Below are 14,693 nucleotides of genomic sequence, written 5' to 3'. Positions count from 1 at the left end.
GCGTAGCGAGACTCGCCGCGTTCCTACGCCTGCGTCCTTTGACGCGCAACAGGCCTCGCCGGCCGATAAAGCGCCAGCGCGATGACCACGAATTTGGTCATCAGTGTCGTCTTGGAGGCGATGCTTTCGGAGGTGTTGAGCAGGATGAGCCAACCCAGCATCGGCAGCCAGATGCCCGAATGGCAGCGGCGCGCGACCTCGTGCATGAACAGCGCGAAGCCGAAGAAGATCAGAAGCGTGAAGAACGCCCCCTGGTAGAGCGTCAGGCGCAGGATCGGATTCTCGATGCCCTGCTCCAGGCCGGTGATGCGGCGCATGCTGTCGAGCAGGTCGACATCGGGCCCGACGATCAGGTCGCGCAATTCCAGATGCCTGAAGAGATCGAACATCTCGACGCGGGCGTTGGCGCTGCCGCTGTCGGAGACGAAACGTTCGAGCAGCGCGTCGAAGAAGCCGTAATAGCCGGCAAGCGCGATGGCCAGCGGCAGCAGCGCCGCGAGCATGATCGCCAGCGCGGCGCCCAAGAGGTTGACGCGTCCGGTGCTGAGCTGCGCCAGGCCCTGGATCAGCAGATAAACGCCGCTAAGCAGGATCGTCAGCACCATGCCCGAGCGGCCGCCGAAGGCGACCAGTGCGCAGAACTGCAGGCCGACAAGCGCCAGCCTGAGCGGCGTCGACAGGGAACGCGAGCCGGACAGCAGCGACAGCACATAGATTGAGGTGACCGTGGCATTGGAGAGCGGGTGCCCCTGCAGCGCCGTCGAGCGCAGATCGTTGACGAACACCGCGCCGTCGAACCTGTAGGGGAACACCAGATGCTTGGTGCCGAACTCGAACAGCGCCAGCAGCGCGTTCGCCGTCATGACGACATGGATGACCGCCTGCAGCCAGGCAAAGGTCTTCTCGTCATCCTCGCTCAGCAGCAGCACGATCAGCGCCGGGGCGACGAAAGTGTCGATCATGCCGGCCATGCCGGGGCGCTGCCTGAGGATGACGACGAAGAGAAGCACGGTCGAGATCACCGCCATCAGCATCGTGGCCGGCCGCCTGTTGGTGACATTGACCACATAGCCGACCGGATTGCCAAAGATGCAGGAGCGCCAGACGAAGACGAGCACGAAGAGATAGGTGGAAGGGTGGATCTTGCTCAGCGGGCTGCCTTGCAGGCCGTCGTAATTATAGCCTGCGAGCCACAGCATGCCGCCGGAGACGGAAAACAGAAGCAGCACCGCGATAGTCAGGCCAAGACGGGTCAGCGTGTCGACTGGGACAGTGCGCGGGCCCGCCATGCCATAGCCCGAAACGGGGACAGGCCGGGCAGGACCGGCCGGGATCGAGGCCATGTCAGGCCGCCTCGTCGACCAGCATGGCGCCGGTCGGCAGCCGCCCCATGACGGACACCGCTTCCGAGATCGCGGCGACGTCGCGCATCGGCGTCGCATTCAGCCTGGCGACGAGCAGGATCTCGTCGGCCATGGCGACCAGCGGCAGGACGTTGAGGTCGTCGGCAAGCGCGCCGCCGTCGACGACGACGAGCTCGAAGCTGTGATTGGCCTCGGCCAACATGCGATGGGCGAAATAGAGCGCCTGCGCTTCCTGGAACACCGCGGTCGGCCGCCCCCGGCTGACCAGCGCCACGGAACTGCCCGGTGCATAGCGGCTGACCGCGTCGAGTGGATATTCGCCGCGCAGCACGTCGAGCACGCCGGGCTGCGGGTCCTTCTGGCCCTTGCCGGCATTGATGTCGATGAACAGCACGCGGCGCCCTCTGGCCGCCGCCGCGTTGGCGAGCTGCCATGCCACCCTCGACCGCTCAGCCTTATCCTCGGGCGGCGACGCCACCAGGATGGAGGGTACCAGCGGCCAGTCCGGCGGGCGCCTGGTGGCGGCGGCGATGCGCTGCAGCGCGAGCCCGGCCACGGCGTCGGTCTTCTGGGCGGCAGCGCCGGAGCGGCGGCGCCCCCTGCCCGGCAGAACGCCCAGCACCGGCGCCTCGATAGCCGACTGCATCTGATTGGCGGACAGCACGGTCGGCGACAGATATTCGGCGATCAGCGCCATGCCGCTGCCCAGCGCCAGCCCGCCGAAGATGGCGCCGAAGATAAGCAGCCCCTTCGGCGGCCAGCTCTTTTTCAGCGCCGGCATGGCCTGCGAGATGATGCGGGCATTGGTGCTGTTGACGTTGGTCTGCTCGCGCGTTTCCTGGGCGCGTTGCAGGTAATTGGCGTAGACGGTGCGCACGGCGTCGAGATCGCGCTGCAGCTCGCGCAGCCTGACGGAGGCCTGGTCGGTGTCGAGCGACTTGCCTTTCAGGGACGCCACCTTGGCCTCCAGGGCCTTCTGGTTGGCCGACGCGCGCTCGTAATCGGCCTCGGCGGCAGTGACGAGGCGGCCCAGCTCACGCGAAATCAGCTTGCGCAGATCGCTGAGCTGCTGCTGCGCGGAGATCATCGAAGGATGGCGCGGCCCGAGCGCGGTGCCGAACTGCGATATCTGGTCGACCAGCGTCGCCTCCTGCGCCCTGAGGCTCGCAATGACCGGCGAGCGCATCGCCTCCGATGTCGCGTCAGGCGCGCCGCCCTGCCGGCGCAGCTGGTCGACCTGTGCCTTGAGCTGGGCCGTACGGGTCTGGGCGGCCGTCAATTGCGTGTTGAGATCGGTCAGTTCCTGGTCGCTCACCAGATTGCCGCCCGCCATTACCATGTTGTGCTCGGCCTTGTAGGTCTCGACGGCGTTGGCAGCCTGCTCGACGCGCTTGCGCTGGTCTTCCAGCCGGGCGCTGATCGCTTCGGAGGCGTCGGCCGCGGCCTTCGAGCGCGCTTCGGCCTGATCGTCGAGATAGGCCTGCGCGATGGCGTTGGCGAGTTCGGCCGCCAGGTCGGCGCTCTTGGCCGTGATGATGATGTTGAGCACCAGCACCTTGTCGTCGCGCTTCACCGCCAGGCCGCGGCGCAGCGCGTCGAGCGTTTCAGCTGTCCTGTCGCCGTCGCCCGAGCCGAAGAACATGCCCAGCCAGCCCCCGAGCCCGCCCTGCCCGTTGAAGTCCGGGTTCTCGGTCAGGTTGGTCGCCTTGATGGCGCGCAGCAGGACGCCGTTCGATTGCGCCACACTCACCTGGCTTTCGACCTGAGTGATGCCGCCATCGGGCGAGATGCGGCTGGGATTGACATCGTTGGTGACGACCTGGAGGTCTTGCGGATCGATGATGATCTGCGCCGTCGAGGAATAGAGCGCCGGCGTCAGGAAGGCGTAGATCAGCGTCGCGATGGTGAGCAACGCGACGGTGGCGAAGATCAGCTTGCGGCGGCGCAGCAGGATGCGGCCGAGATCGCCAAGCTCGACCGTGGCAGGCGCGGGCGCAGGCGCGTGATAGGCCGGCGCCGGCGCGATCGCCTCCGGAGCGTTCTGCTGAGGCACCATGAGCAGGGGTGATTGCAAAGGTCGCTCCGAGAACGCTCCATCGGCCGGCAAACGAGAAATGCGGCGTTGGTCTAGCTATTCCCGGCAACGATTAAAACACTGTTAATTATGTTCATAAATTGAGGCCGCTCTGGCACGAAGTTTGCACCAACGCAGTAGAATCTAAGTGCAGCCTAAATTGGAGACATCGTGCGCATGCGGCGGGAATTTGATCTGGCCAGCCGGGTCGGCGGCACCGGATGTGCCCGGGGCTGGCAATGCGCCTGACCCTGCGCCTCGACGGCGATTGCGTGCGCGCTTTTCATGTGGCGCTGGCCGAGCGGTTGTCGCTGCTGCCCGGCGTGGAGCTTGCGGTCGACGGTCGTCCCGCGGCGGGCGGCGTGCCGCGCGAAGCCGAAGCGCTGTTCCAGCTTGAGACGCTGATCCATCGCCTGCCCGCCAATGGGACGGCCAGGCGTGTGCCCCTTTCGGCACTGGCCGGCCATGCGAGAGCGTCCGCGCCGGCCGACCTCACTATCGATCTCATCGGCGACGTCGAGCCGCAGGGCAGACGGGTCTGGCGGCTCGCCTATGACGGTGTCTGCGGTGAGCAGACCCTCCTGGCGCTGATCCTTGCCGGCCGCACGCCGCTGGCCCGCCTGGAACAGAACGGCGCGACAGTCGCCGAGGGAAGGCTCGGCACCGAATATCACGGCATCGCGCTGGCTTCTTTCCAGGACATGCTGGCACGCAGCGCCAGCCTGATCGTCGCGGCGGTCAACGGCGCCGCCCGCTCATCGCTTCCGGTGCTGCCCGAACCGCCATCCGAGACGGCGCCGCCAGCCATGCCGTCGGCCACGAAGCTCGGTGTGCGTGCGGCCAAGGCGACGGCACGCCGCATCGTCCAGCAGATCTACCATCTGTGCTACAACGCCCCGCATTGGCGGGTCGGCTGGCGCGAGACCGGCGGCAAGGATCTCTACGAGCTGCGCGCCCATCCGCAATCCGGCTGGCGCGATTTGCCGGACGACGGCAGCCGCTTCTACGCCGACCCGTTCCCGGTGCTTTACCGCGGCCAGGTGACGCTGTTCGTCGAGGACTACATCCACCGCACCGGCAAGGCGATCCTGTCGGCAGTGGCGTTTGGCCCGTCCGGCCCAGTCGGCACTCCGAAGCCGGTTCTGGAGCTGCCCTACCATCTCTCCTACCCCTTCGTGTTCGAGCGCGACGGCGAGATGTGGATGGTGCCGGAAAGCTCGGCCAACCGGACCGTCGACCTCTACCGCGCCACCGCCTTTCCGGGCGGCTGGGTCAAGGAAGCGACGCTCCTGTCGGACATCATCGCCAGCGACGCCACGCTTGTCGAGCATGGCGGGCGCTGGTGGATGCTCGCTACCGTACGCGACGCCGGCGGCGCCTTCTCGGACCAGCTGCATCTGTGGTCGGCGCCGGATTTCCGCGGGCCGTGGACGCCGCACCCGAAGAACCCCGTTATGATCGACATCGCCTCGGCGCGGCCGGCGGGCCGCATGGTCAGCCGCGGCGGCCAACTCCTTCGCCCGGTGCAGGACTGCCGCAGGAGCTATGGCGCCGCGCTCGGCATAGCGCGCGTCACCCAGCTCGACGAGAACGGCTTTGGGCAAGTCGTCGAAACGATCCTCAACCCCGGTGCCGGCTGGACCGGCCGCAAGCTGCACACGCTCAACGAGGCGGGCGGGCTGGAATTCATAGATGGTTCGGCAATGGCGCCGCGCTGGAAGCAGATCCAACGGCGCGACGTCATGCCTGCGGGCCGTGGAGACCACAAATGAGCATCATAGAGGACCGCAAAGCGCCCGCCGTGCCGGCCGACCGGACCGAAGTCGAAGTGGCGATCGTCGGCGCGGGGCTCGCCGGAACCGTGCTGGCGCTGTCGCTCGCCAAGGCGGGTCGCAAGATCGCGCTGGTCGATCCGCATCGTATCCACCATGACGAATTCCGGGCCGAGAAAACCCGGGCGGAGCAGATGGGACTGTTCGAGAAGCTTGGCCTTGGTCCGGTTTTCAGGTCTCTCGTCACCCCGATGACAGACATCCATGTCTTCCGCTTCGGTCAGCTGTTCGAGCGCAAGCAAAGCTGGGAGTACGCCTTTTCCTACACGCCGCTGGTCAACGGCCTGCGCGCGGCGCTGCCTCCGCAAGTGCCGCTGACGATCGGCAAGGTCGCGGACGTCTCGACGGGACCGGACCGGCAGCGGCTGGTGCTCACCGACGGCTCCGTGATCGATGCCCGACTGCTGGTCGTGGCCACCGGCTATAGCGAGGCGGTGCGGCGCGCGATCGGCGTCGAGCGCGTCGAGGAATCGAAGGCGCATTCGCTGACGTTGGGGTTCGATCTCGCGGTCACGCCGCAGGAATTCGGCTTGCCGTCCCTCACCTTCTACGGAAGGCGGATCGCCGATCGCATTGCCTTTCTTACCATCTTCCGGATCGGCGAGCGGATGCGCGCGAACATGTTCGTCTACCGGACCGTCGCCGATCCGTGGGTGCGGTCGTTCCGTGAGGATCCGCAAAGGATGCTCCTGGCGTTGATGCCGGAGATCGCGGCTCGATGCGGCAACTTCGCCGTCGCCAGCGAGGTCGAGGTGAGGCAGGTCGGCCTGACAACGACGCAGGGCCATCGGCGCGACGGTGTCGTCTTCATCGGCGATGCGTTCGCCACGACCTGCCCGGCGCAAGGCGACGGCATCCACCGGGTACTGACCGATGTCTATTGCCTCAGCTCGACGCATATCCCCGCCTGGCTCGAGACGCCCGGCATGGCGGCCGACAAGATCTGCGCCTTCTACGACGATCGTGCCAAGATCGCCGCCGACGCCAGGGCCATGCGCGCCAGCATCTATGCAAAGCGGATAACCACCGAGACGGGGCTTGAATGGCGGCTGCGCCGCCTGCGCAACAACACCGCGCGGCGCTTGATGATCTTTGCCCGTCGATTCCGCGAGGCGGGAAAATCGGGTGACGCCGGACCTGGCCCAGAGGGAACTGCTTTCGACCAAACCAGCAAGGCACCGGCCGGCCTGGGAACATGATCGTGAGCGATCTTACCAATCCGTAAGTCGCGGTCCCTGGCAAAGCCGGTTTAGATCGTGGCGAGCAGTGTCTCCTGCTCGGCGGGACAGCACGCCCGTCGCTCCAATGGCCCGCTGCCACCTTTATCGGTTCGGCGGCGGGCTATCGAATGGCAACTCTCACAAAGCGGATTATCCTACGAGGACCCGGTGAAGGTCGCGACCGGCAAAGCCAGCATGCGTTCCAGCATCTACGCCAGGCGCCTCGCCATGGAAACAGGGCTCGAATGGCGGCTGGGCCGCCTGCGCAACAACACCGCGCGCGCCAGCTTGTGATTCTGGGCCGCAAGATAAGCCGTCGCGAAGAATTGCCGGCGCCGGGCGCGGCGTAAAGCGGAGATCCCAAGCGCGGATAGGCTGGCGGGACAGCACCCCCTCTGCCCTGCCGGGCATCTCCCCCGCAAGGGGGGAGATTGGCTGTACCCATCGCTTCGCCCTATCTTCAGACTCCAACAAGGATGGCGACCATGACCCGCATCCGGGCGATGACGAGAAACGACCTGGCCGATGTGTCGCGGCTGCTCGGCCAATCGTGGCGGCGGACCTATGCGCCGATCATGGGCGACGAGACCGTGGCCAGGCTCTCCGATGAAAGGCACGCGCCGGAAGGGCTCGCGGCTGAGCTCGATGACGAGGACAAGATGTCCTTCGTCGCCGAGCGCGCCGATGGCTCGATTGCCGGCTATGCGATGGCGGCAATGGACGGAAAAGGCGATGTGATGCTGCAGCGGCTCCACATCGAGCCGCAGGCCTTCGGCAGGGGTCTTGCGGTCGACCTTCTGCATGCGGTGCTTGCCGCGCATGCCGGCATCCCCAGCATCGCGCTGGAGGTGATAGAAGGCAACGACCGCGCGATCGCCTTCTACCGCAAGCACGGCTTCGAAGTGGTCGAACGCCGGGAAGCGGCCCACGGCGTCGGCGGTCACGCCTCGCTGATCATGCGCCGCATGCTGCCGATGGCTTAGAGGTTATGAAGTTGATGAAAGCACCCCTTGCTGACCTGCCGGGCATTGCCTGCTTGCGACGCAGCTGCCACGCTTGGGACAACAACTATCGGCTTTTTTGGCGGCCCTCGGCGGCAATGCCGATCGCGTCACAGCCAGGCGGCGCTCCGCCAGATTCGAGACGGTCCAGGTGGTTTCGTCAGAGCTCCGAGGGAGTGCAGCCAGCCGCAACCACCCGCCCGCCTTGTGTCCTTCCCAAGACGCATGGACGATACGAGTCTGTGCCCGGCCCAGCTTTGATCCGGATCAAGCGAATGTGCCGGCTGGACGTCCCGCCTTAGGCCCCTATATTCGCGAGCGCTGATTTTCCTTCGGAGCAAGACGCATGAGCCTCGGCAAACAGAAACTCGGCAGCCAGGGACTCGAAGTCTCTGCCATCGGCCTCGGCTGCATGGGGATGAGCCAGGCCTATGGCCCGGCCGACGAGGCGGAGTCGATCGCGACGATCCACCGGGCGATCGAGCTCGGCTGCACTTTTCTCGACACAGCCGAGGTCTACGGCCCCTTCGCCAATGAGGAGCTGCTTGGACGCGCGCTGAAAGGTCGGCGCGATCAGGTGACGATCGCGACGAAGTTCGGCTTCCGCATCGCCGACGGCAAGCAGGCCGGGCTCGACAGCCGGCCCGAGCATATACGCGAGGTGGTCGACGCTTCGCTCTCGCGGCTCGCCACGGACCGCATCGACCTCCTTTACCAGCACCGCGTCGACCCCGCAGTGCCGATGGAGGATGTCGCGGGCGCGGTCGGCGAACTGGTGGCGCAGGGCAAGGTGCGCTTCTTCGGCCTGTCGGAGGCGGGCATTGCCAACATCCGCCGCGCGCATGCCGCGCATCCGGTCTCGGCGCTGCAGAGCGAATATTCGCTTTGGGAGCGCAACCTCGAGCCCGAGATCATCCCGGCTCTGAAGGAGCTCGGCATCGGCCTGGTGCCGTTCGCTCCGCTCGGCCGCGGCTTCCTCGCCGGCGACGTCAGGCGCGCGGAGGAGTATCCCGAAGGCGATTTCCGCCGCGGCGATCCGCGCTACCAGGGCGAGAATTTCGACCTGAATGTCGCGGCGGCCGCCACGGTGCGCGACATCGCCGCGGCGAAGGGCGTCAAGCCCGGCCAGATCGCGATCGCCTGGCTGCTCGCCAAGGGCCCGGATTTCGGCATCGACATCGTGCCAATCCCCGGCACCAAGCGCCGGATCTATCTGGAGGAGAACGTCGCGGCGGCCGATATCGCGCTCGACGCCACCGAGATGCTGGGGCTCGACATGGCACTGACGCCCGACAAGGTGTCAGGGCCGCGCTACAACGAGCGGACGATGTCTCTGGTGGACCGGTAGAAGCTGGCTAATCTCCCTCGGGAGGATTGGGCAACGGCCCTATTTTTTCTTGCAGTCCGACATCGCCTCCATCGCCTTCCTCGCCTCACCCTCGCTGGCGTATTTCTTCTTGCCGAGATCGACGACAAGCGTGCCGTCGGGCTTCTTCGGCACGATCTCGCACTGCTTCGACACGGCGTCTCTGGCGACCCAGTATTGCTCGGCTGCCATGACCGGCAGGCTCATGATGCCGGTGGCGAGGATTGCGGCGAGGATGATGCGAACCATTGCGGACCTCCATGGCTCTGGTTGGAACGCAACGCGAAACAGGCGGGCGCCGATTGGGCGACGCACGACACGCTGCCTTTGGAAAACGCCCTGTCGGCCGCTGTGTTCCGGCGGCTCAGGCGTGCGAATGCGGATCGATGCTGTAAGGATGCACCGGATAATCCCGGCCGATCGTCTCCCTGACGCGTCCCATCCAAGCATCGACCGCGGGATAGTCGGCGAGCGAGAAACCGCAGTCCTCGGCGCGGTGGCTGTAGGCGTAGACGGCGATGTCGGCGATGGTGAGCGCGTTGCCGACCAGGAATTGTGTGTCGGCCAGGTTGCGCTCCAGCGCGGCAAGCGCGCGCACGCCCGCCTCGCGCTTGCCGGCAACCATCGCCTGGTTACGGTCCAGCCGACCGGTCAGCGTCCAGTAGCGCAGCGAGCCGATGACCGGCTCGATATGGTACTGCTCGAAGAACAGCCATTGCATCACCTTGGCGCGGGCAAAGCGGTCCGACGGAAGGTAAGGTGTGCCCTCGGCGAGATAGGCGAGGATCGCGTTCGACTCGGCGATTGCCTCGCCATTGTCCAGCCCGAGAACCGGAACTGCGCCTGCCGGGTTGAGCTTCAGGAACGTCTCAGTGTGGCTCTCGCCCTCGAAGATCGAAATGATGCGGGTGTCGTAGGCGATGCCGAGCAGCCCGAGCAGGACGCGAACCTTCCAGGCATTTTGCGACGGGAGATAATCGTAGAGCGTGAGCATGGAGTGCATTCCTCGTTGGTGGATTGGCTTGCCACGCGGCAAATGACGGCGCCACCCGATTCAGGCGGGGCGCAGATCAACGCAGAAAGGTCTGCGCCGTGACGGAACTCGGCCTGTCATGGTGGCCGCGTGAACCCTCACCGTCTCGCAATATCCTTTGCCACCGCCTGCGCCTCGATGCCGATCTCGCGCAACAGGCCGGTGACCGGGTTGTAGAAGCCGACGAGATAGACGCCGAGCTCCGTCGCGCGGGCGTTCACGCCGCTCTTGTCAGGCCTGAGCTCCGCCGGCAGGAAGCCGTCATAGGCCGGGCGATAGCCGGTGGCGAAAATAGCCGCGTCGAATTTCTTCTCCACCCCGTCGGCGAATTTCACGCCGTCCCCGGTGAAGCTTGCGATGTCCGGTGCGATGCCGATCCGGCCGGCCTTGATCGCCGCCACCGTGCCGACGTCGATCACCGGAATGCGGCCGGCTTCGATCCCCTGCATGATGCCCTGCCGCGGCCGCACGATGCCGTATCTCTCCAGCCGGCCCAGCGCCAGATCGAGGATCTTTGGGAACACCCAGTCGTTCAGCGCCTGCGGCATTGCCCGGCTGGCGATCCCCACCATCTGGATCGGCACGCCGAACAGCTGGCGCGGCACGATGTGGACGCCCTTGCGCACCGAGATTGTGGGCCTGGCGCCGCTTTCAGCCAGGTCGAGCGCGATCTCCGCGCCCGTATTGCCCATGCCGACGACCAGCACGTCCTTGCCGACATAAGGCGCGGCCTCGGTATAGGCGGCGCTGTGCAGCACCTTGCCCTTGAAGGCTTCGATGCCCGGGAAGTTTGGTGTGATCGGCTCGGCATTGTTGCCGGTGGCCACCACCACTTTGCAGGCATTGAACAGCCCGGCATCGGTCTGGACCAGCAGACGCTCGCCTTCACGGCTGACCGATTTGACGGTGACGCCGAAGCGCGGCCTGAGCCCGAAACGCCCGGCATAGGCATCGAGATAAGCGACCACCTTCTCGCGCGGCACGTAGCGCGGGTGGTTTTTTGGGAACGGCACGAAGGGCAGCGACGAGAAGGATTTCACCGTGTGCAGGTGCAGCCGCCGGTAATGCCGCCGCCAGGCGGGCGCCACCTCATTGGCCCTTTCAAGGATGATGAAGTCCTGCCCCGCCTGTTTGAGGCAGGCAGCAACGGCGAGCCCGGCCGGACCGGCGCCGACGATGACGACATTGGTATCCAAATGGCTTTCCTCCCGCCAAAGCGGCAAAAACTATGACAGGAGGAGTTCGAGGGGCAAGTAGGGAGAAGCACCTACAGGCAGCCGCCCTACTCCATCGCGCCCGGTGCCTCGGGCTCATCCTCGGGCGGTTCGAGGATCTCGATCAGTTTCGCCACACGGGCGCCGGGCATGGCGCGGCCTTCATTGACCAGCGCCTCGTCGGCGCCGATCCAGGCGAAGGCCTCGCGCAATTCCTCGAGGCTGGCGCCGGTGAGCGCGATATCGGCGATGACGGCCTCGTCGACCGGTCCAAGCACGGAAATGATCTCGTTGCGGGTCATCTTGTCCTTCCCCATGGGTCGATTGCCCAGGAAAACGATCGACCGGTGAAGCCGGTTCCGAAAATCCGCGGGCCGGCTTCTACCAAACGAGGCCCAATGCTATGGCTCGCCCATGAAGCCCGCCCTCCTCCTCGCCGCCCTGCTTTCGTCCACGCCGGCGCTCGCCGATTGGAAACCTATCGAGAAAATCGAGACTTATGCCGTCTCGGGCGAAAGCGCGGAGCAGCTCTATCTCTCGATCGGCAAGAAAGGCCCAGTGATCGGCAAGGATTCGGCCGGCAACGAACGGCGCGTCATCGCGCATACTTTCTTCAAGCTGACCTGGCAGCGCGACTACCAGCCGCAAGGCGACGCCTGCGTGCTGAGGACGGCGCGGCCGAAGCTGATCATCACCTACACGCTGCCCAAGCCGGCGCGGAAACTTGGCTCAGCCTTGCAAACGCGCTGGGACGCCTTCGCCGCCGGGCTGATCGCGCATGAGAAGGTGCATGGCGCCGGCATCGTCGACATGGTGCACAAGATCGTCGCCTTCAGCACCGGCCTCACTGCCCAGAACGATCCCGGCTGCAAGAAGGTCCGGGCGGAGCTGACAGCCTATCTCGACCAGCTCTCCAAGGCGCAGCGCCAGGGCAGCCGCGATTTCGACAAGATCGAGTTCGGGCAGGAGGGCAACATGCTGAAGCTGATCGCGACGTTTCTGGGCGGAGGCTAGCCTAGCGGGAAGAGCTGCGGAGCCGGTACAGCGATTTCAACAAAGGAGCCGGAGCTAAGCCTTAGAAAACGCGAGCGCGAGATTTGCTTGGCAACTCCAAGTCTTCTTTCCGGCCCTCTGGTTGAACTTGGAACTCCGGTGTAGTCTGCCGACGGCGACAACTGTGGGGCTTCGGGGCAAGTGTCGAGATTTCTGCGCTATTTTTTGGGCATGCTGTTGGCCATTGTCGCCGGCGCTTCAGCCGTTCGGGCCGAGGAAATGCCGAAGCCAGACCCCTCCTGCGCCGACGTCGACAGGTTTTACGATCAGTTCAACCGGCCAATGTACTATTCCATCATGACATATCAACTGAAAGATGATGGATCGCTCAAGCTTTTCCAAGACCTCCGTGTCGTCAACGGCCATTACTACACGCGCTACTCTTTCTCAGAAAAATGGCTGGCGCATGGTTTGGCAGATTTTTCGTCCATGAGCCGCATGGGACCGGTCTTTACGTCCTGCAAGCTGACGGGCAAAGAGGACAACCTACTGCACTATTCAGCAACATGGCACGAGTTTCCCTATGCCGCCGATGCGGAACTGTGGGTCAGCGAAGACAGCCGTAGGCTTGCCAAGATAATACGTCGCTATCCGGATCGACTGTGGCAGTTTCCCTTTGCCACCGCGGTAGAGCTTTACGAATATGACGACGAAAGCGAGCGCGTGCCGGATCCATCGTGCGCCAATGTAAACAAGGCATATGATGGGGAAAACCGCCCCCGGCAATATTCAATTGCTGAATACGAACTGAAGGACGACGGATCGACCACGCCCCATGGCGAGTTTAGGATCGATGATGGTGAATATTACACCAAGCCTCCCGGGTCAGCCGGTTGGGTGAAAGGCGGTCCGATAATTTTTCGGACCGTTGACGGGCTCGGCCCGAGGTTTATCTCCTGCAAATTGGTCGCTGAAGAATCTTCCGCGTCTGGAAAGCTCCTTCACTACGCAGCGATCTGGCAAAAGGCTGGCTTCGGGGCGGCTAGTGATATCTGGGTAAGCCAGGACGGCTCCAGGCTGATCAAGCTGGTTCGACACTTTGCCGAAAACGGTCGACGGCCGCCCTATCCTGTCATCCTCGAGATCTATGACTACGCACCACTTCCTCATGGTGTGGATGTGAGGGATAAATCTGCCACCTCGGCGACCAAGCCGCACTAACGCCCAGACTGGGTGGCCGCCAGCGACTGGCTGGATCCACTTCGCTTCAGGGCGGCCTTCGCTCAACTGTCTTCAGCGACGAAAGTAAGCAAGGCGCGCCGCCGCTTTACAGGCGGATGTGGTAGCGCTACCGTTTCACAGTCGCGTGACCCGGGGGGAGCTGGGGCAAACGTCGCCGACGCCAGTGGTGGGTGCTTGCCGGCATCCGTTTCAGCCACACCTTGATTGGAACGGCTCCCCGCGAGATTCGCAGGGACCATCGGGAGGAGTTCGATGGCGTCTGTCGCGATTGGCGATGTATACAAATCGTTCGGGGCCACCCAGATCCTGCATGGCGTCAGCGTCGACATAGACGACGGCGAGTTCGTCACGCTGGTCGGACCCTCAGGCTGCGGAAAATCGACTCTCCTCAGGATGATCGCCGGCCTGGAAAAGATTTCGCGCGGCCATATCTCGATCGGCAGCCGTATCGTCAACGACGTTGCGCCGAAGGAGCGCGACGTCGCCATGGTCTTCCAGAACTACGCGCTCTATCCGCATATGACGGTTGCCGAGAACATGGCGTTCTCGCTCATGCTAAAGGGCGTCCCGAAGGCTGAAAGCGATGCCGGGGTGAAACGGGCGGCCGAAATCCTCGGGCTGGTGCCGCTTCTGTCGCGCTATCCCCGCCAGCTTTCGGGCGGCCAGCGCCAGCGCGTCGCCATGGGCCGGGCAATCGTGCGCAATCCGCAGGTGTTCCTGTTCGACGAGCCGCTTAGCAATCTCGACGCCAAGCTGAGGGTGCAGATGCGGGCCGAAATCAAGGAACTGCACCAGCGGCTGAAGACCACGACGGTCTATGTCACCCACGACCAGATCGAGGCTATGACCATGGCGGACAAGATCGTGGTCATGCATGACGGCCTCGTCGAGCAGATCGGACCGCCGCTCGAGCTCTACGACCGGCCAAACAACCTGTTCGTGGCAAGCTTTATCGGCTCGCCCGCCATGAACCTGCTCAAGGGCGCATTCGCCAATGATGGCCCACCGTTGTTCAGGGGTGCAGGAGGCATTTCCGTGCCTTTGCCGAAGCCTCTCTCGATTGGCAACGGCGAAGCCATGGTGCTCGGAGTACGACCCGAGCATCTGCGGCTGGCCGACGACGGCATTCCAGTCAAGGTGGCGGTGATCGAGCCGACCGGGTCGGAAGTGCAGATCATCGGCCGCACGGTCGGCGGGGAGGACATCGTCGCCAATTTCCGCGAGCGCCATTCCTTCGCGCCGGGAGAAACCATTCGGCTGTCGGTCGACCCCGGTCCGATCCACCTGTTCCACGGCGAGACCGGCAAGCGAATCGAGACGGCGCGATAAAACCAGGCAACGGCAGAGCAACAGG

The 14,693-nt window shown here is 64.7% G+C and carries 14 protein-coding genes; 8 read left to right on the top strand and 6 right to left on the bottom strand.

Going from position 1 to position 14,693, the window contains the following annotated elements:
- Window positions 1-23: 23 nt before the first annotated feature.
- Together LB535_RS10850 and LB535_RS10845 are read right to left on the bottom strand one after the other, a co-directional pair.
- Window positions 24-1,343, bottom strand: coding sequence for a VpsF family polysaccharide biosynthesis protein (locus LB535_RS10850; protein WP_411969557.1), 1,320 nt, complete (start codon window positions 1,341-1,343; stop codon window positions 24-26).
- Window position 1,344: 1 nt separating this feature from the next.
- On the bottom strand, window positions 1,345-3,438 hold the full coding sequence (locus LB535_RS10845) for a GumC family protein (RefSeq protein WP_224632168.1): 2,094 nt from the start codon (window positions 3,436-3,438) through the stop codon (window positions 1,345-1,347).
- A gap of 239 nt (window positions 3,439-3,677) precedes the next feature.
- Here LB535_RS10845 and LB535_RS10840 point away from each other — a divergent pair, with 239 nt between their 5' ends.
- From LB535_RS10840 to LB535_RS10825, 5 genes are all read left to right on the top strand, one after another.
- Entirely contained in the window at window positions 3,678-5,210 is a 1,533-nt protein-coding gene (locus LB535_RS10840) for a formyl transferase (protein ID WP_224632167.1), read from the top strand.
- On the top strand, window positions 5,207-6,469 hold the full coding sequence (locus LB535_RS10835) for an FAD-dependent oxidoreductase (RefSeq protein WP_224632166.1): 1,263 nt from the start codon (window positions 5,207-5,209) through the stop codon (window positions 6,467-6,469). The genes LB535_RS10840 and LB535_RS10835 overlap by 4 nt, the downstream gene beginning before the upstream one ends.
- Before the next feature lie 189 nt (window positions 6,470-6,658).
- Window positions 6,659-6,784, top strand: a complete 126-nt coding sequence (locus LB535_RS28820; RefSeq protein WP_263490657.1) for a hypothetical protein — start codon at window positions 6,659-6,661, stop codon at window positions 6,782-6,784.
- 191 nt (window positions 6,785-6,975) lie between these two features.
- Window positions 6,976-7,473, top strand: coding sequence for a GNAT family N-acetyltransferase (locus tag LB535_RS10830; RefSeq protein ID WP_224632165.1), 498 nt, complete (start codon window positions 6,976-6,978; stop codon window positions 7,471-7,473).
- Window positions 7,474-7,837: 364 nt separating this feature from the next.
- Window positions 7,838-8,839: an aldo/keto reductase gene (locus LB535_RS10825; RefSeq protein WP_095768336.1), complete on the top strand. Its 1,002-nt coding sequence runs from the start codon at window positions 7,838-7,840 to the stop codon at window positions 8,837-8,839.
- Between the two features lie 39 nt (window positions 8,840-8,878).
- On the opposite strand, the gene LB535_RS10820 is transcribed toward LB535_RS10825, so the two are convergent.
- The 4 genes from LB535_RS10820 to LB535_RS10805 form a co-directional block, all read right to left on the bottom strand.
- A complete protein-coding gene (locus tag LB535_RS10820; RefSeq protein WP_224632164.1) occupies window positions 8,879-9,106 on the bottom strand; it encodes a hypothetical protein in 228 nt (75 codons plus the stop codon).
- Window positions 9,107-9,221: 115 nt separating this feature from the next.
- Entirely contained in the window at window positions 9,222-9,851 is a 630-nt protein-coding gene (locus LB535_RS10815) for a glutathione S-transferase family protein (RefSeq protein WP_224632163.1), read from the bottom strand.
- Window positions 9,852-9,988: 137 nt separating this feature from the next.
- Window positions 9,989-11,086 carry a flavin-containing monooxygenase gene (locus tag LB535_RS10810; RefSeq protein WP_224632162.1) on the bottom strand — a complete coding sequence of 366 codons (1,098 nt, stop codon included), beginning with the start codon at window positions 11,084-11,086 and terminating at the stop codon, window positions 9,989-9,991.
- An 86-nt stretch (window positions 11,087-11,172) separates the two neighbouring features.
- Complete coding sequence (locus LB535_RS10805; RefSeq protein WP_224610248.1) at window positions 11,173-11,406, bottom strand: hypothetical protein; 234 nt, start codon at window positions 11,404-11,406, stop codon at window positions 11,173-11,175.
- Between the two features lie 112 nt (window positions 11,407-11,518).
- On the opposite strand from LB535_RS10805, the gene LB535_RS10800 reads away from it, so the two are divergent.
- The 3 genes from LB535_RS10800 (at window position 11,519) to LB535_RS10790 (ending at window position 14,668) form a co-directional block, all read left to right on the top strand.
- Window positions 11,519-12,118: a DUF922 domain-containing Zn-dependent protease gene (locus LB535_RS10800; protein ID WP_224632161.1), complete on the top strand. Its 600-nt coding sequence runs from the start codon at window positions 11,519-11,521 to the stop codon at window positions 12,116-12,118.
- A 180-nt stretch (window positions 12,119-12,298) separates the two neighbouring features.
- Window positions 12,299-13,318 (top strand): hypothetical protein, encoded by a 1,020-nt coding sequence (locus tag LB535_RS10795; protein ID WP_224610252.1) that lies wholly within the window; start codon window positions 12,299-12,301, stop codon window positions 13,316-13,318.
- Between the two features lie 273 nt (window positions 13,319-13,591).
- Complete coding sequence (locus LB535_RS10790) at window positions 13,592-14,668, top strand: ABC transporter ATP-binding protein (RefSeq protein ID WP_224632160.1); 1,077 nt, start codon at window positions 13,592-13,594, stop codon at window positions 14,666-14,668.
- Window positions 14,669-14,693: the final 25 nt, after the last annotated feature.

The organism is Mesorhizobium sp. CA10, from assembly GCF_020165285.1.
GTDB lineage: Bacteria > Pseudomonadota > Alphaproteobacteria > Rhizobiales > Rhizobiaceae > Mesorhizobium.
Note: the sequence above shows the minus strand (reverse complement) of the source record. Positions and strands in the feature narration are given on the sequence as shown.